Raw genomic sequence first — 15520 nt, 5'->3', positions numbered from 1 at the left:
CCGCAGCCATGACGCAGCCCACCGACCGGAACCGCCTCGACGAGGCGGCCAGCCCCTACCTCCGCCAACACGCCGACAACCCCGTCAACTGGCAGGAGTGGGGCGAAGACGCCTTCCAGAAAGCCCGCGAGCACGACGTCCCCATCTTCCTCTCCATCGGCTACTCGGCGTGTCACTGGTGTCACGTCATGGCCGAGGAGTCCTTCGACGACCCCGAAGTCGCCGAGAAGCTCAACGACAACTTCGTCCCCGTCAAGGTCGACCGCGAGGAGCGCCCCGACGTCGACTCGCTGTACATGAAGGTGTGTCAGGTCGTCCGCGGCGGCGGCGGGTGGCCGCTATCGGCGTTCCTCACGCCGGACCGCGAGCCGTTCTACGTCGGGACGTACTTCCCGAAACACCCCAAGCAGGGCCAGCCGGGCTTCCTCCAGTTGCTCGACGACGTCGCGGGGAACTGGGCCGACGACCGCGGCGACCTCGAGGACCGCGCCGACCAGTGGCTGAGCGCCGCCCGCGGCGAACTCGAGGCCCTCCCCGACGCCGTCGACATCGGCCCCGAGTCGCCGCTCGGCGACGCCGCCGAGTCAATCGCGAGCGCGGCCGACAGCACGCACGGCGGCTTCGGGCGCGGGCAGAAGTTCCCGCAGGCGGGCCGGCTCCACGTCCTCCTGCGAGCCACCCAGCTCGACGCTGGCGGCAGCGACGACGGCGACAGCGACCCCGAGTACGGTGCGGTGGCCCGCCACGCCCTCGACGCGATGGCCGAGGGCGGCCTCCACGACCACGTCGGCGGCGGCTTCCACCGGTACTGCACCGACCGCGACTGGACCGTCCCGCACTTCGAGAAGATGCTGTACGACCAGGCCGAGCTCGCCCGGCTCTACGTCGACGGCTACCGCGCGCTCGGCGACAGCCGGTACGCCGCGGTCGCCCGGGACGCACTGGACTTCGTCGACCGCGAACTCGGCCACCCCGACGGCGGCTTCTACGCCACGCTGGACGCGCGCAGCCCGCCCGTCGACGACCCCGGCGGGGTCCGCGGCGAAGCCGCGGGCTCGTCAGGTCGTGACGTACACGGTGAGGAACGATCTGACGGTGAGCGCGAGGAGGGCGCGTTCTACGTCTGGACGCCCGAACAGGTCGAGGCCGCCATCGCGGAGTACGCCGACGACGCCCCCTGCGAGGCCGACGACGCCACGCTCACCGACCTCGCCTGCCAGCGATACGGCGTCGACGACGCCGGCAACTTCGAGAACGGCACCACGGTGCTCACCGTCTCGGCGTCACTGGCCGACCTCGCCGACGCGTTCGACGTCGACCAGTCGACCGCCCGCGAATGGCTGACCGCCGCCCAAACCCGGCTGCGGGCCGCCCGCGCCGACCGCCCGCGGCCCGCCCGCGACGACAAAGTGCTCGCCGGCTGGAACGGCCTGATGGCGCGCGCGTTCGCCGAAGCCGGGCTCGCACTCGACCAGCGGTTCGCCACGCGGGCCGCCGAGGCAGTCGGCTTCGTCCGCGAGGAGCTCTGGGACGGCAGCCGGCTCGCGCGCCGCACCATCCACGGGGAGGTCGCCGGCGTCGGCTACGCCGAGGACTACGCCTACCTCGCCGCGGGCGCGCTCGCCACCTACGAGGCGACCGGCGACCGCGACCACCTCGCGTTCGCGCTCGACCTCGCCGACGCCATGCTCGACGCCTGCTACGACGAGGACTCGGGCGCGCTCTACGAAGCCCCCGAGGAAGTCGACGACGTGGACGTGCGCTCGCAGGCGACCGGCGGTGGGTCGACCCCCTCCCCCGTCGGCGTCGCAGCGGAGACGCTGCTCGCGCTCGACGCGTTCGACCCCGACGCCGGCTACGGTGACGCCGCGACCGACCTGCTCGGACGCTACGGCGGCCGCGTCGAGTCGAACCCCGGCCGCATCCCCGAGCTCGTGCTCGCCGCCGACACGAACACCGTCGGTCACCGCGAAGTCACCGTCGCGGCCGACCGCCTCCCCGACGACTGGCGCGCCGCCGTCGGCGAGACCTACCTCCCGGACCGCCTGCTCTCCCGGCGGCCACCGACGGACGCCGGTCTCGACGAGTGGCTGGACGCCCTCGACCTCGACGACGCGCCGCCGCTGTGGGCCGACCGGACGGCCGGTGATGACGGCTCCCCGAGAGCCTACGTCTGCCGGCGCGCGTGCTCGCCGCCCCTCGACTCCGCAGCAGAACTCTCCGAGTGGCTCGCGGAGTTCAGTCGTCGCTGAGCTCCTCGGCGAGGTACTGCGCCGGCGGCAGCCGCTCTGCTTCCTCGAAGCGCGCCAGCTCCTCGCCGTCGCCGCCCTCAACGACCACGGTCGGAATCAGGTCCACACCGTACTCGTCGACCTTCGGCCCCGTCTTCCCGTTCCCGTCGTCGCCCCGCTCGACAGGGTACACGTCCGGCTCGACGCCCGCCGCGTCGAGGGCCGCCGCGAAGTCCGGGAGCTGCGACCGGCAGTCCCCACACCAGTCCGCGCCCCAGACGTGGACGGTAGCGTCGTCGCCGAGTCCCTCGAACGCCGCGAGCACGTCCGGGTACGAGTCCGCGTCCCACGCCGGGTTCGCCTCCATCGTCTTGAGTGTCACACGCGACAGTTGGCGGCTGCCGGCCAAAAGCCCCGCGCCTCCCCCGGCTGCTTCGCGGTAGCGTTATCGCCTGTCGCGGCGTACACGTCAGCATGACAACTCGACAGCTCCTCCGGCTGGAAGGCGCGGCGGTCTTCGCCGTCGCCACCGCCGCGTTCTTCGCGCTCGACGGCGCCTGGTGGGTGTTCCTCCTGCTCGCGCTCGCACCCGACATCGGCATGGTCGGCTACCTCGCGAACCCACGGGTCGGCGCCCTGACGTACAACGCCACCCACGTCTACGCCGCCCCGCTCGCGCTCGCCGTCCTCGGCGCCACGCTCGACGTCCGGTCCGCCGCGCTCGTCGCCGCCGTCTGGACCGCCCACATCGGCGCCGACCGCGCACTCGGCTACGGCCTCAAAGAATCGACGAGCTTCCAGGACACCCACCTCGGCACGCTATGAACTGCCCCGGCGAGCCCCGAGGCACTCGGCCTGCTCCGCCTGTAGAGCCGGCAGGCGCTGCCAGGGCCCGCCACACGTTTACTCCGGGAGCCCCAACACGCGACCAATGAAGGACAGCATCCTGGACGCCATCGGGACCCCGCTCGTCCGCGTCCCGGCCCCCGAGGGCGCCACCATCGCGGCCAAACTCGAGGGGTTCAACCCCGGCGGGTCGGCGAAAGACCGGCCCGCCCGCGAGATGGTGCTGGCGGCCGAGCGCGCGGGTGAAATCCAGCCCGGCGACCGGCTCGTCGAGGCGACCAGCGGGAACACCGGCATCGGCCTTGCGCTCGTCGCCGCCGCGCGCGGCTACGACCTCACCATCGTCATGCCCGCGGACATGTCCACGGAACGCAAACAGCTCCTGCGAGCGTACGGCGCAGACCTCGAACTCGTCGAGGGCGGCATGGAGACCGCCAACGAGCGCGCCGACCGGCTCGCCGCCGAGGACGGCGGCTTCCGCGTCGGCCAGTTCGAGAACCCCGCGAACCCGCGCTCGCACTACCGGACGACCGCCGAAGAGATTCTCGACGACGTCGAGGGCCGCGAGATCGACGCGTTCGTCGCCGGCGTTGGCACCGGCGGCACCATCACCGGCACCGCCACACGACTGAAAGAGGCGTTCCCGGACATGGAGGTCGTGGCCGTCGAGCCCGAGTCCAACGCCGTGCTCTCGACGGGCGAGGCCGGCGACGACGACTTCCAGGGGATGGGGCCGGGGTTCGTCAGCGAGAATCTCGACCGCGACCTGGTCGACAGCGTCGAGACTGTCGCCGTGAAAGACGCCGAGGCAGCCGTCAGACAACTCGCTCGCAAGGAGGGAATCCTCGTCGGCCAGTCGTCGGGAGCCGCCTACATTGCGGCCAAGCGCGTCGCCCACCGCATCGCCGAACCCGGCCTGAACTGTCCCGAAGTGGACTTCGACGCCGAGGACTTCGGCGAGCTGAACGGTGATGCGCTCGCCGACGGCGGCGACCCCTACGACGACTGCCCGCTGGTCGTCACCGTCTTCCCCGACTCCGGCGAGCGGTACCTCTCGGCCGGCGTCTTCGACTAGCGGCTTCTCAGCGGAACTCGTCGTCCGTCACGCGCACGGTTAGCGTCTCGTCGACGTCCCGCAGGTCGTACTCGGGGTGTTCGCCCTGCGTGCGCGTCACGTACATCGGCTCGACGAGCGCGCCCTCGTCGACCCCGTACACCTTCAGGCGGGCGTCCGTCTCCGCCGCGCGAACCTCGCCATCCCGGACCTTCGCCGCGAGGTCCCGGGACAGCCACTCCGTCTCGGAGACCGACGGCTCGCGCACGAACGCCGCGTCGGCGAGCCTGACGAGGTACCAGTTCAGGTCGTTCAGCAGGGACACGGCCGCGCCGAGGCTGACGGTGTCGACGGCGACCGTGTTCGCGAACGGCGACTGAACCTCGTACGTCGCGAGCGCGCGACGGGCGGTCTCGTACCCGAACAGGTCGAGCCGCAGGTCGACGTCGTCGCTGCCGAGCACGAGAACCTCAGTCACGGATGCGTCACCTCCGCCGACTCGACGGCGTCGGCCACGTCTTCGGCCCACTCGAAGAGCGCGTCCGGTTCGTCTTTCCGCACGCTCTCGGGTGGCGCTGCCGTGAGCGGCTGGTTCGGGGCGAGCCGGTTGCAGCCGACCTCGATGGTCGAATCTCGGAACGTGCCGATGTCCCGGGCGGCCTGCACGATGTCCTGTTTGTCCCAGGTGAGCAGCGGCCGGTGGACCGGGAGCCGTGTCGCGCGGTCGACGACGCCGAGGTTCGCCGTCGTCTGGCTGGACTTCTGCCCGATGGCTTCGCCGGTGACGACGCCGGCGGCGCCGACGTCCTCGGCGACGTGTTCGGCCACCCGGTACATGAACCGGCGATACGAGAGCATCCGGGTGCGGCCCGTCGACTCGGCGAGCCGCTCGACCGCGTCGCCGGCCGGGGCGACACGCAGTTCGAGGTCGCGGTTCGGCGCGTAAGCGTCGAGTTTCCGGACGGACTCCTCGGCGCGAGCGCGGTGGTCGGGACCGCCGTAGTCGCCGAGGTCGAGGTACAGCGGGACGACCGGCGCACCGCGCTTCATCGCCTGCCAGGCGGCGACCGGCGAATCGATGCCGCCCGAGAGGAGGGCAACGAGCGGCTTCTGGGTGCCGAGAGGCATTCCACCGGGGCCGTCGCGGTGTTCCAGGAAGACGAACGCCTCCTCGTCGCGGACTTCGACGGAGAACGTGACGTCGGGGTCGTCCAGGTCGACTTCCGGGTCGAAGTCGTCTTCGACGGCTGCCCAGACGGCGTCGCCGCCCGCGCGGTTGACGTCGTGGCTGTCGAAGTCGTGGCTACCGGCACGGCGGGCGTCGACGGCGAACGCGCCGCCGTCATAGTGCTCGCGGGCGGCGTCCGCAAGTGCGTCGGTGATCGCGTCGAGTTCTGGTGGGACCGAGACGGCGGGGCTGCCGGAGACGACGCCGAACGTGTCGGCAGCGGCGTCGGCTGCGCGGTCGGGTTCGGCGCTGCGAACGAGGATGCGTCCCCACTCGCGGTCGACGTCACCGGCGATACCGCGGTCGGCGAGCATCGCAGCGACGTTCTCCCGGAGCGTCCGCTCCATGTCGGACTGGACGTGACTCGACTTCACGCCGACGTCGCCGTGTCTGACGACGACGCTGTCGGCTCCGGGCGGGAGCATAGGCGGTGCAAGCCATCCCGGGAGTAAACACCTATCGCTCCCCCGCGAGAACACTCGCAGACCGGGGGCTGGCGAGCAGGCGGCTGCGCTGCTGCGGGCCGGCGCGCCGCACTCCCGCCTCGGCCGGACCCACGCGGTTCGTCAGGTCACGACGACTCTGGGCCCGGCCCACTACTTGAACCTACGCAGCCCGCGGGTTTCGGCTGGCGAATCAGCCGGTAGCAGTTGCATCCGCGAGCGAGCGGTTCGACAGAACCCGAGCGAAGCGGTTCACGCTGCGAGCGCCAGCGGCGCGAGCAGCGGCCGACGAGCGACCACCGCGCCCGAAGGGCGCGACGGGAGCGAGGAGTGCTTTTAGCGTAGCTTTTGCCGAGCGGCGGCCTCCAGCCGCCGCGCAGCGCAAAAGGTACGTTTAGAACGTGGTGAGTTCGCCGTCGATGACGCGTTTGGTGATGTCCGTGACAGCGGCGAGTTCGTCGTCGACGATGTCCTGAATCTGGGGTTCGACGTCGGCGACGTCGAGGCCGTCGTCGGTGACGACGTGGACGTCGGCGACGTGCGGTTCGTCGATGGGGCGTCCGATCTGAGAGAGGAGGCGGACGCGGAGGTCGCGGATGCCCTCGACGTCGGCGACGACTTCTTCGGCGATCTGGGTGGACAGCAAGTTGTAGATCTTCCCGATGTGGTTGACGGGATTCTTGCCGGAGGTGGCCTCCATACTCATCGAGCGGTTGGGGGTGATGAGGCCGTTGGCGCGGTTGCCGCGGCCGACGCTGCCGTCGTCGCCCTGTTCGGCGCTGGTGCCGGTGGTGGTGAGGTAGATAGAGCCCGTTTCGTAGTCGTCTGCGGTGTTGACGTGGACGGTGACGTCGCGGTCGGTGTGGTCGGTGGCGAGGTCGTGGACGTGCTCGCGGATGGCTTCGACCTGTGCGATGTAGGCGTCCATGTCGGGGACGTGGGCGTCGACGAGGGCGGCGGCGACGGTGAGGTCGATGTGGTCGCCTTCGCGCTTGCCCATGACTTTGACGTCCTCGCCGACGGCGGGGTTGTCGTCGGCGTAGGGGCCGTTGAGGGAGCGCTCGGTCTCGTGGACGATTCGCTCGGTCTCGGTGAGGGGGGCGTGGCCGACGCCGAAGGAGGTGTCGTTGGCCATCGGGACGTTCGGACCCTCGTCGGTGAAGACCTCCTGGAGGTCGCCGGAGCCTTCGCCGAGTTTGACGTCGACGACGACGTCGGTGTCGAGGTCGAGGTGGGGGAGGGTGTCGCGGAGGTAGTCGCGGGCGGCTTCGAGGGCGATGGATTCGACCGGGATGTGGTACTCGGTGCCGTCGTCGTCGACGTAGTGGCTGGTGGCGCGGCCGACGACGAGGATGTAGATGGGTTCGATGACTTCGCCGCCGCCGAAGGCGGGGGCGGCGTCACCGGCGACGAGCTGAGTCTCGTCGGTGTTGAAGTGCAGCACGTGGCCGACGCGGTCGAGGTACTCTCGGGCGAGGCGTTCGCAGACGTGTTCGGCGATGCCGTCGCAGATGGAGTCGGGGTGGCCGAGGCCTTTTCGTTCGACGATCTCGACGGCTTCGTCCTCGACGGCGCCGCGGTCGAGGGACTGCACCTGGATGTTCCGGTCGGTCATTGCCGGAAGTACCCAGTCTCGGTTCCTATAACTTGCGAAAACGCCGACGCCCGGTTTTATGCGCGCTACGCATCTTCACTCGGGTCGCCGGCGCCGAGCCGGAGGCCGAGATACGACGTCCGGAGCTGGTCGGTCGGGTCGAGACCGAGGTCCCGTAGCACCTCGTAGGCGGCCTCGCGGGCGGCCTCGACCTCGGCCTCGGTCTCGACATCGGTCTCGATTTCGACGTAGTCACCGACGCCCTCGACGGCGTCCAGCAGGACGGTGAAGCCGTCGAGTTCGTGCTTCTCCCGGATCTTCCGCACGTCGGCAGCCGGTTCGAAGCCGAGGCCGTCGAGGACCGCAGCCATCTCGTCGGCGTCGCCGACGGTGGTCTCGAACTCCTCGCGGGTCTTCGACTCGGCCTCCACCAGCGGCCCCTTGTACGTCACCCGGGTCTCGCCGGCAGCGCGAGCATCGCCGGAGAGCACGGCGTCGACGTGGGCCGCGAGGTCGTCGTCGCTCCGCTGGAACCCCTGGACGGCCGTCGCGACCGTGCGCAGCCGGAACGCCTCGTCCGTCTCCGCGAAGTCCCGGTGTGGCGCGTCGTAGTACGTGTCCGACTGCGCCACGGTCTCGACTCGCTGGGCGCCCGCGTCGGCGAGCGCCGTCCGGACAGCGTCGTGGTCCGCGGGCACCTTCACCTCCACCTCGTACATGGCTCGTGGGTCGGCGCGCCGGGAGAAAAGCCCGGCGCTCTCGTGAACCGCCTCCGGTACCCCGACGAGCCAGACCGCGTCGCCGTCCCCTCCCAGCCGGTTTCCGGAGGCGACCACACGACCACGTGGCTGTCCGTGAACGCCGACGCCGTCGTCTCGCTGGCCGACGCGCGCTGACGCCCGCGCTCACAGGTGAGAAACGTGATTCTTAAGGGTGGAACGGGAGTGCGTATGGGTATGAGCGACGAAACCGAGGCCGAGCAGGCCGACGAATCCAGCGACGAACAGGGCGGCTTCGAGGAGGGCGACTTCGTAGAACTCGCCTACGACGCCTTCACCGTCGACAGCGGGGAACTCGTCGACACCACCGACGAGGAGCTCGCCGAGGAGGAAGGCGTCGACACCGACGAGCAGGACTTCTCCCCGCGCACCATCGTCATCGGCGAGGGCCACATCTTCGAGGACGTCGAAGACGAGCTCGTCGGCCAGTCGGTCGGCGACGAGGGCACCGTCGTCGTCGAGCAGGCGTTCGACGAGTACGACGAGGAGGAGGTTCGCACGGTCAGCGCGAACAAGATCCCCGAGGACGAGCGCTACCCCGGCGCGCACGTCGACGTCGACGGCGAGCACGGCCACGTCGAGGCCATCATCGGCGGCCGCGCCCGCGTCGACTTCAACCACCCGCTGGCGGGTGAGGACGTCGAGTACGACTACGAGGTCGTCGGTGAGGTCACCGACCGCGAGGAGCAGGCCGTCGGCTTCCTGAAGATGATGTTCGACGTCGAGCTGGACGTCGACCTGAAGACCGAGGAGGTCGAGGAGGAGGTCACCGAGGAGACCGAGGACGGCGAGACGGAGACCACCACCGAGACGGTCGAGAAGGAGACGCTGTACATCGAGCAGTCCCAGCAGCTCCAGTTCAACCAGCAGTGGATGATGGGCAAGAGCCAGGTGCTCAACCAGGTCATCGACATGCTGGACATCGACCGCGTCATCGTCCAGGAGATCATCGACGGTCAGCCCGCCGGTATGCCCGGCATGGGCGGCATGATGGGCGGTGCGGGCGGCGGCGAGGGGCTCGGCGACGTCGAGGACGCCCTCGAGGACGCGGACGTCGACGCCGACGAAATCGTCGAGGAGCTCGAAGACGAGGACCTCGGCGGCGGCGACGAGTAGGCACTCCCGATTCTCCCTGTTCTTCCCGGCGAGTAGCGGTAGCGCTCCTGCCTGCGTCGGCCTCGCCGCCTTACGGAAGTTCGAGGAGAAAGCCCCGCCCTTTAGGGCGGGGATGAATCCGCTAACTTCTACTCAACCCACCGTTCAACCACTCAGCAGGATATTCCACGCTGCGTACTCCATGCCTTCAAGTAGGTTTGTCTACATAGGTTACGTATGGCGAAACGGGTCGTCACCCGCACCTACACTGCTTCCATACGGAACCAGCAACAGGTGTTCGACGACCTCGATTCGCTCGGGTTCTCAGCCTCGAAACTCTGGAATGTCGGACGATGGGTTTGCGACCGAGTGTGGTCTGAGATCGGTCACATTCCCGGTCACAACGAACTCACCGCGTACCTCAAGTCACACGAACGCTACGATGACCTGCATTCGCAGTCAAGTCAGCGAGTCCTTCAAGAACTCGCTGAGGCGTTCAACGGCTGGTACGGCAAACGACAAAACGGAGACACGAGAGCAAACCCGCCGAAGTACCGAAAACGAGGCGACAACCACCCGCGAAGCACGGTCACGTTCAAGAATAAAGGGTTCAAACTCGACACCGAGTACAACCGAGTCCGACTCAGTAAAGGCTCGAACCTCAAGGAGTATTGGTCGGACTTCGTACTCTGCGAGTACCAGATCCGTCCCGATGTTGACCTCTCTACCGTGGAGAACGTCCAACAAGTGCGGGCGGTCTGGACTGGTGACGAGTGGGAACTGCACTTCGTGTGCAAAGTCGAAATCGAGGTTGCGGACACACCCGGTGAGAAGACTGTCGGTGTTGACCTCGGCATCAACAACTTCGCCGCCCTCGCCTACGAAGACGGCCACAGCGAACTGTATCCGTTGAATTGCTTGAAGCAGGATGACTACTACTTCAGCAAGCGGATTGCTCGCTGTGACGACTCAGAATCCGACCAAGCGACACGGTTGAACCAGAAGAAGTCGTCCCGTCGTACCCACTACTTCCACACGCTCTCGAAGCACATCGTCCAACGGTGTGTTGACGAAGGAGTTGGAATGATTGTGGTGGGCGATGTCTCCGGTATCCGTGAGGATGAGGAGAACAGCGAGTCGAAGAACTGGGGGAAGCACGGCAACCTTGACTTGCACTCGTGGGCGTTCGACCGCTTCACCTCGATGCTTGAATACAAGGCTGAGATGGAAGGAATCACGGTTGAACGAGTGTCTGAACGTGATACGTCGAAGTCGTGTTCGGCGTGTGGTCGCAAGCGCAAGGCGAACCGTGTTGAACGCGGGTTGTACGTGTGCGACGAGTGTGGTACGGTGGCGAACGCGGACGTGAACGGCGCTGAGAACATCCGACAGAAAGTATCTCCGAGTCTCGCCTGTGATGGGAGAGATAGGAGTAACGGCTGGTTGGCACAGCCATCGACGTACCTGTTCGATTCAGAGAGCGGCTGCTTCGCACCGCGAGAACAGGCCACGCCGTAAACCACAATATCCCAACGGCGGTCGGGAATCCTCGCCCTTCAGGGCGGGGAGGATGTCAAGCGATGTCGCGGCTGGTGTCGACCTGCACGCGCTCGCGGAGCGTGAGCTTCACGGGGTTCTCGAGGGCGGCACCGCCGCGGAACTTCGGCACCGTCAGCCGGGTCTCGATGTCGCCGGCGGCCTCCTTCATGTCGAGCTGGAAGACGACGTCGGCGAGGTGTTCGGTGGTGCCGCGCAGCGGCGGGTCGTCGTCGGTGTCCAGGCAGTGGAGGACGGCGATGCTGCTGGTGTTCCGGACGTGGTTGCCGAGCTCGTTGAGGAAGTTCTCGTAGCGCGCGCGGTCGGCGCGCTCGAGAGCGTCGACGGGGTCGAAGATGACCGTCGACTCCTCGGGGATGGAGCGGAACGCCCGGCGCGCGTTCTCCAGCGAGTCGGCGGCCGGGATGTAGCCGAACCGGGGGTCGCCGGTGGGGGCGTTCGTCGCCTCGAAGGCGTCTCGGACGGCGTCCTCGGTGCGGTTCGTGGTGAGGTAGAGGGTGGGGCGGGGGCGGGTGAGTTCGTACAGCAGCAGCTCTCCCTGACTGGCCGGCGGGGCCTCGTAGGCGATGACCGTGCCCGGAGGGACGCCGCCGCCGAGCTCGCGGTCGAGCACGTCGACGCCAGTAGAGAGCCGGTCGTCCATGCGTCCGGCTTTGCGGCCGACAGACGTTAAGCGTTCGGGCGCGCGCAGTCCGCGAGTTCGGCGTAGGCGGCGGCTGTCGCGTCGGCAGCCAGCGGCGCCGGTACCTCGGGGATTGCGACGGCGTCGGGTGCGCCGATGGCTGCCCGGAGGCCGTCTGGGACCGATGGCTCGCAGGAGACAGCCGTCACGCGAGGCGGCGCGTCGACGGCGCGCGCCATCGCGGCGGTTTTGACGGCGTCCTCGACGCTCTCGCGGCCGCGGGTCGCGACAACGACGGTGGCGTCGGCGGCTCTGAGCGGGCGGGCGGCCGCCTCGCTCGCGCCCGCCGGGCAGTCGAGGACGACGGGCCGGTCGGTGGGCAGGGCGTCGAGCGCGGCGGCGAGGTCGTCGCCGTCGGCGTCCCCCGCCGGGAGGACGTCCACGCCCGGCAGGACGGCAGCCGCCTGCGCGGCGGCCTCCGGAGTGGGGGCTTCGACGCCGGGGTCGCGGTCGACGCCCGCGCGCAGGTGGACGTTCGGTGCGTCGAGGTCGCAGTCGACGACGAGCGGGCGGCGCCGGCGCCGGGCGAGCGCGCCGGCGACGCCGAGCGCGGTGGTCGTCTTCCCGCTGCCGCCCTTCCCGCCAGCGATAGCCAGCACGTCCCGGGGTGGTCCCGCGATAGCACTTGAACCTCGGGGTGGTCCGGGAGATTTACACCGGTTCGGCGCGCGTCCTCAATCGATGCAACAGGACCACTTGCTCACCGCCAAGCAGCTCTCCCGGGCGGACATCGAGGCAGTCCTCGAGCGGGCTGCCGAGTTCGACGGTGACCCGGACGCCGCGCGCGAGCGGCACGCGGGCGAGCTGCTCGCGCTGTGTTTCTTCGAGCCGAGCACGCGCACGAAGATGAGCTTCGAGACGGCGGCCAAGCGCCTGGGGGCGGGCGTCGTCGACATGGGGTCGGTCGACGACTCCTCGGTGAAGAAGGGCGAGTCGCTGGCAGACACGGCGCGAGTCGTCGAGGGGTACGCCGACGGCATCGTGCTCCGGCACCCCAGACAGGGCTCGGCGAAACTCGCCAGCGAGCACGTCGACGTCCCCGTCGTGAACGCGGGCGACGGCGCCGGCCACCACCCGAGCCAGACGCTGCTGGACCTCTACACCATCCGGGAGCACGCCGGGCTGGACGACCTCTCTATCGGCATCGTCGGCGACCTGAAGTACGGCCGAACGGTGCACTCGCTGGCGCACGCGCTCACGAACTTCGACGCCCGCCAGCACTTCGTCAGCCCGGAGAGCCTGCGGCTGCCCCGGTCGGTGCGCTACGACCTCCACGAGGCCGGCGCGCAGGTCCGCGAGCACGAGGACCTCGAGGCGGTGTTGCCGAACGTCGACGTGCTGTACGTCACCCGCATCCAGCGCGAGCGGTTCCCCGACGACGACGAGTACGAGGCCGTCGCCGGCGAGTACCGCCTCACGCCCGAACTGCTCGCCGAACACGCGAGCGACGACCTCGCGGTGATGCACCCGCTGCCGCGCGTCGACGAGATCGCGCCCGAAGTGGACGACACCGAGTACGCGACGTACTTCGAACAGGCACACAACGGCGTCCCGGTGCGGATGGCGCTGCTCGACTCCCTGCTATGACAGAGACTGAACTCCGCGTCTCGAAGATCCAGAACGGCACCGTCCTCGACCACCTCACCGCCGGCGAAGCGCTGCACGTGCTCGCGATGCTGGGCATCGACGGCTCCGGCGGAGAGACCGTGAGCCTCGGGATGAACGTCCCGAGCGACCGGCTCGGTCGCAAGGACGTGGTGAAGGTCGAGGGCCGCGAGCTCAGCGACTCGGAGGCCGAGGTGCTGTCGCTCATCGCGCCCGAGGCGACCGTGAACATCGTCCGCGACTACGACGTCGTCGAGAAGCGCCGGGTCGAGCGCCCCGAGGAAGTCTCGGGCGTGTTGACGTGTCCGAACAGCGAGTGTATCACGAACGCCGGCGAGCCAGCCGACCCGACGTTCGCGGTGCTCGACGACGGCGTCCGCTGCGAGTACTGCGGCGAGATCGTGCGTGACGACATCACGGCACACCTCGGTGACGGCCCGCAAAGCGTTTAATCTCGGCGCCAGTAGTGTCAGGTATGGCACGGAAACTGGTGAAGGCCGCCGTCGCGCTGCTGCTGATCGCGTTCGTCTGGAAGTTCGTCGTCGGTGGCGACTCCCAGGAGCTCGAGGAAGTCGACCGGATCGACTGAGTCGAACCACTTACGCGGTCCCCGTCCCTACCTCGTTTTCATGTACGGCGTCGTCACGCGGAACGCTGAAGAGCTCGACTGGCCGGAGTTCGACCGCGGGTTCTACGAGGTCAAAGACGTCACCGGCCGCCACGTCGACCCCGTCGAGAACGCCGTCAACATGGTGTCGTGTTTCGGCGACAACGCGACCGCCGGCACCGACCCGGAGCTCGTCCCGGTCGACGACGAAGGCAACAGAGCGACCCGGGAGCGGGAGTACTTCGACTGGGCGTACATCTGTCCGCTCGCCGAGGACTACCGGAACGGCGTGCTCACCGTCGTCGAGACGTGCGCCGAACTGAACGGCGACGTCCGGCTGGACGACGTCGGGTTCCCGCGCGCCGAGTACTGTCACTGCGAGCGCTGCGAGACGGCGTTCACCGAGTCGGAATTCGACGACTGGCAGGCCTGGCGTGCCGACGTCATCACGGGGTTCGTCGAGGAAGCCGTCGACCGCATCCCGGGGAAGACGTACCTGACGCTGTACCCCGACCCGTACCCCGGCCACCTCTACGAGCGCGCCGGCCTCGACCTGGAAGCGCTCTCTGAACTGGTCGACGAGTTCGTCGTCCCGCTGTACGACACCGCCTACGAGACGACGTACTGGATCGAGACCATCGCCTCCGGCTTCGAGGACGCGCTGGACGCACCGTTCAGCGTCGAGCTGTACGCCGTGAACGTCGACGTGGAGAACCTCCTGCACGCCGCCGAAGTCGCCGAGGAGTACGGCGAGGACGTCTACTTCGGGTACGAGGCGAGCAACGCGCGCGCCGCGCTCCGCCGGATGGGCGCCGAGGAGCGCGACGGGAAGTCCTTCGGACCCGACGAGTAGGGCTCAGTCGCCGTACGCCTCGCAGGTGACCCGGTAGTGGTCGCCGTCGTAGGTGGCGACGAACGACCCGCTGCGGTCGCCGGTGCCGGGCTGGTTCACGAACGGACAGCGGACGCCGTTGTCGTCGAGGAACCGGCCCGCCGCTGCCTCGTCGGCGTACCCGCGCAGCGGCAGTCGGCAGACGCCGTCGTCGCCGTCGTCGCAGGTGTCGGCTGCGAAGAGGTCGTCGCGGAGGTCGGGCGCGTCGGCGAAGCTCGCTGCGGCGTCGGTGGCGTCGGGCGCGGGTTCGGCGACGACGTCGTAGCCGCCGCCCCAGCCGAGCCCGAAGCTCAACACGACGAGCAGCAGCGCGAGCGTGGTGGCGCCGCCGACGAACGCGCCGCGACTGGCGAACGACGCGTCCACGCGACCGATGACGACGACACCCACAGCGACGAACGCGGCGTGGGTGACGGCGACCGCGGCCAGCGCCGGGAGGCCTGCAGCGACGGCGACTGTGAGAACGGCGACGACGACGGCGACGACGGCCGCGAGCACGCGAGCCACCGACAGGGGGTTGTCGCCGTCGACGTAGGCAGCCACGACCGTGGGAGCGGCGACCGCGAGCGCGCCCGCCACGCCGAACTGGACGGCGGTCGCGGCGCTGGTCGCCGTCCACGGGCCGAGCCGGCGGTAGAGCGCGTCGTAGACGACCGGCTGAGCCGGCTGGAGCGCGACCAGCAGGACGACGCCGGCGACGAGCGCGCTGACGAGGCCCGCCAGTCCGTAGCCGGTGAGCGCGAGCACGCCGGCGGGCGAGAGGTCCGAGCCGTCCATCCGAGCCACCGTCTGTCTCGTCGGAGCTTCGACGGCCACGGAGAAGGCGTTTTGGGTGGTCGGGGCGGCGAACGCGCCACTTTCACTTTCACTCCGGGACGCTGTGGCTTATCCGACGGGTCGCACGACC

At 69.1% G+C, this 15520-nt stretch carries 17 protein-coding genes; 9 read left to right on the top strand and 8 right to left on the bottom strand.

Annotation, left to right across the window (positions count from 1 at the left end):
* Positions 1–8: 8 nt before the first annotated feature.
* The gene (locus tag LT971_RS07250; RefSeq protein WP_237006180.1) at positions 9–2252 is read left to right on the top strand and encodes a thioredoxin domain-containing protein; all 2244 of its coding nucleotides are present in this window, start codon (positions 9–11) and stop codon (positions 2250–2252) included.
* Here the strand turns inward: LT971_RS07250 and LT971_RS07245 are convergent.
* The gene (locus LT971_RS07245) at positions 2239–2598 is read right to left on the bottom strand and encodes a TlpA family protein disulfide reductase (RefSeq protein ID WP_272904753.1); all 360 of its coding nucleotides are present in this window, start codon (positions 2596–2598) and stop codon (positions 2239–2241) included. The genes LT971_RS07250 and LT971_RS07245 overlap by 14 nt on opposite strands.
* 107 nt (positions 2599–2705) lie before the next feature.
* On the opposite strand from LT971_RS07245, the gene LT971_RS07240 reads away from it, so the two are divergent.
* On the top strand, positions 2706–3056 hold the full coding sequence (locus LT971_RS07240; protein ID WP_237006178.1) for a DUF4260 domain-containing protein: 351 nt from the start codon (positions 2706–2708) through the stop codon (positions 3054–3056).
* Positions 3057–3162: 106 nt separating this feature from the next.
* Positions 3163–4152, top strand: a complete 990-nt coding sequence (locus tag LT971_RS07235) for a PLP-dependent cysteine synthase family protein (protein ID WP_237006177.1) — start codon at positions 3163–3165, stop codon at positions 4150–4152.
* A gap of 7 nt (positions 4153–4159) precedes the next feature.
* Here the strand turns inward: LT971_RS07235 and LT971_RS07230 are convergent, their stop codons facing one another.
* The 4 genes from LT971_RS07230 to cyaB form a co-directional block, all read right to left on the bottom strand.
* Entirely contained in the window at positions 4160–4609 is a 450-nt protein-coding gene (locus LT971_RS07230; protein WP_237006176.1) for a DUF5804 family protein, read from the bottom strand.
* Positions 4606–5784 (bottom strand): tRNA sulfurtransferase, encoded by a 1179-nt coding sequence (locus tag LT971_RS07225; RefSeq protein ID WP_237006175.1) that lies wholly within the window; start codon positions 5782–5784, stop codon positions 4606–4608. The genes LT971_RS07230 and LT971_RS07225 overlap by 4 nt, the downstream gene beginning before the upstream one ends.
* A 412-nt stretch (positions 5785–6196) precedes the next feature.
* Positions 6197–7417, bottom strand: a complete 1221-nt coding sequence (locus tag LT971_RS07220; protein WP_237006174.1) for a methionine adenosyltransferase — start codon at positions 7415–7417, stop codon at positions 6197–6199.
* A gap of 65 nt (positions 7418–7482) precedes the next feature.
* Positions 7483–8115, bottom strand: coding sequence for a class IV adenylate cyclase (gene cyaB, locus LT971_RS07215; RefSeq protein WP_237006173.1), 633 nt, complete (start codon positions 8113–8115; stop codon positions 7483–7485).
* Positions 8116–8157: 42 nt separating this feature from the next.
* On the opposite strand from cyaB, the gene LT971_RS16420 reads away from it, so the two are divergent.
* The 3 genes from LT971_RS16420 to LT971_RS07205 all read left to right on the top strand — a co-directional run bounded on the left by LT971_RS16420 (position 8158) and on the right by LT971_RS07205 (position 10788).
* On the top strand, positions 8158–8292 hold the full coding sequence (locus LT971_RS16420) for a DUF7511 domain-containing protein (protein WP_272904619.1): 135 nt from the start codon (positions 8158–8160) through the stop codon (positions 8290–8292).
* Between the two features lie 60 nt (positions 8293–8352).
* On the top strand, positions 8353–9291 hold the full coding sequence (locus LT971_RS07210) for an FKBP-type peptidyl-prolyl cis-trans isomerase (protein ID WP_237006172.1): 939 nt from the start codon (positions 8353–8355) through the stop codon (positions 9289–9291).
* 216 nt (positions 9292–9507) lie between these two features.
* A complete protein-coding gene (locus tag LT971_RS07205; RefSeq protein ID WP_237006171.1) occupies positions 9508–10788 on the top strand; it encodes an RNA-guided endonuclease InsQ/TnpB family protein in 1281 nt (426 codons plus the stop codon).
* Positions 10789–10843: 55 nt separating this feature from the next.
* Here LT971_RS07205 and LT971_RS07200 read toward each other — a convergent pair whose 3' ends face one another.
* Positions 10844–11470: an RAD55 family ATPase gene (locus LT971_RS07200; RefSeq protein WP_237006170.1), complete on the bottom strand. Its 627-nt coding sequence runs from the start codon at positions 11468–11470 to the stop codon at positions 10844–10846.
* Between the two features lie 26 nt (positions 11471–11496).
* Entirely contained in the window at positions 11497–12108 is a 612-nt protein-coding gene (locus LT971_RS07195) for a MinD/ParA family ATP-binding protein (RefSeq protein ID WP_280337593.1), read from the bottom strand.
* An 82-nt stretch (positions 12109–12190) separates the two neighbouring features.
* Between LT971_RS07195 and pyrB the strand changes: the two genes are divergently transcribed.
* The 3 genes from pyrB to LT971_RS07180 all read left to right on the top strand — a co-directional run bounded on the left by pyrB (position 12191) and on the right by LT971_RS07180 (position 14574).
* Positions 12191–13096, top strand: a complete 906-nt coding sequence (gene pyrB, locus LT971_RS07190) for an aspartate carbamoyltransferase (protein ID WP_237006169.1) — start codon at positions 12191–12193, stop codon at positions 13094–13096.
* Positions 13093–13566, top strand: a complete 474-nt coding sequence (gene pyrI, locus LT971_RS07185) for an aspartate carbamoyltransferase regulatory subunit (RefSeq protein WP_237006168.1) — start codon at positions 13093–13095, stop codon at positions 13564–13566. Before pyrB ends, pyrI begins: the two co-directional genes overlap by 4 nt.
* A gap of 177 nt (positions 13567–13743) precedes the next feature.
* Positions 13744–14574: a hypothetical protein gene (locus LT971_RS07180; protein WP_237006167.1), complete on the top strand. Its 831-nt coding sequence runs from the start codon at positions 13744–13746 to the stop codon at positions 14572–14574.
* A gap of 3 nt (positions 14575–14577) precedes the next feature.
* Here LT971_RS07180 and LT971_RS07175 read toward each other — a convergent pair whose 3' ends face one another.
* A complete protein-coding gene (locus LT971_RS07175) occupies positions 14578–15399 on the bottom strand; it encodes a hypothetical protein (protein ID WP_237006166.1) in 822 nt (273 codons plus the stop codon).
* Positions 15400–15520 lie beyond the last annotated feature (121 nt).

Source organism: Halobacterium rubrum, from assembly GCF_021729015.1.
Classification (GTDB): Archaea; Halobacteriota; Halobacteria; order Halobacteriales; family Halobacteriaceae; genus Halobacterium; species Halobacterium rubrum.
The sequence above is the reverse complement of the archived record's forward strand: the minus strand, read 5'-3'. Positions and strand labels throughout refer to the sequence as shown.

Excerpts from the sequence above, each read along its gene's own strand:
- pyrI (WP_237006168.1), top strand. The coding sequence starts at position 13,093 with ATGACAGAGACTGAACTCCGCGTCTCGAAGATCCAGAACGGCACCGTC.
- cyaB (WP_237006173.1), bottom strand. The coding sequence starts at position 8,115 with ATGTACGAGGTGGAGGTGAAGGTGCCCGCGGACCACGACGCTGTCCGG.
- LT971_RS07200 (WP_237006170.1), bottom strand. The coding sequence starts at position 11,470 with ATGGACGACCGGCTCTCTACTGGCGTCGACGTGCTCGACCGCGAGCTC.
- LT971_RS07245 (WP_272904753.1), bottom strand. The coding sequence starts at position 2,598 with ATGGAGGCGAACCCGGCGTGGGACGCGGACTCGTACCCGGACGTGCTC.
- LT971_RS07205 (WP_237006171.1), top strand. The coding sequence starts at position 9,508 with ATGGCGAAACGGGTCGTCACCCGCACCTACACTGCTTCCATACGGAAC.
- LT971_RS07180 (WP_237006167.1), top strand. The coding sequence starts at position 13,744 with ATGTACGGCGTCGTCACGCGGAACGCTGAAGAGCTCGACTGGCCGGAG.
- LT971_RS07250 (WP_237006180.1), top strand. The coding sequence starts at position 9 with ATGACGCAGCCCACCGACCGGAACCGCCTCGACGAGGCGGCCAGCCCC.
- LT971_RS07210 (WP_237006172.1), top strand. The coding sequence starts at position 8,353 with ATGAGCGACGAAACCGAGGCCGAGCAGGCCGACGAATCCAGCGACGAA.
- pyrB (WP_237006169.1), top strand. The coding sequence starts at position 12,191 with ATGCAACAGGACCACTTGCTCACCGCCAAGCAGCTCTCCCGGGCGGAC.
- LT971_RS07220 (WP_237006174.1), bottom strand. The coding sequence starts at position 7,417 with ATGACCGACCGGAACATCCAGGTGCAGTCCCTCGACCGCGGCGCCGTC.
- LT971_RS07225 (WP_237006175.1), bottom strand. The coding sequence starts at position 5,784 with ATGCTCCCGCCCGGAGCCGACAGCGTCGTCGTCAGACACGGCGACGTC.
- LT971_RS07240 (WP_237006178.1), top strand. The coding sequence starts at position 2,706 with ATGACAACTCGACAGCTCCTCCGGCTGGAAGGCGCGGCGGTCTTCGCC.
- LT971_RS07235 (WP_237006177.1), top strand. The coding sequence starts at position 3,163 with ATGAAGGACAGCATCCTGGACGCCATCGGGACCCCGCTCGTCCGCGTC.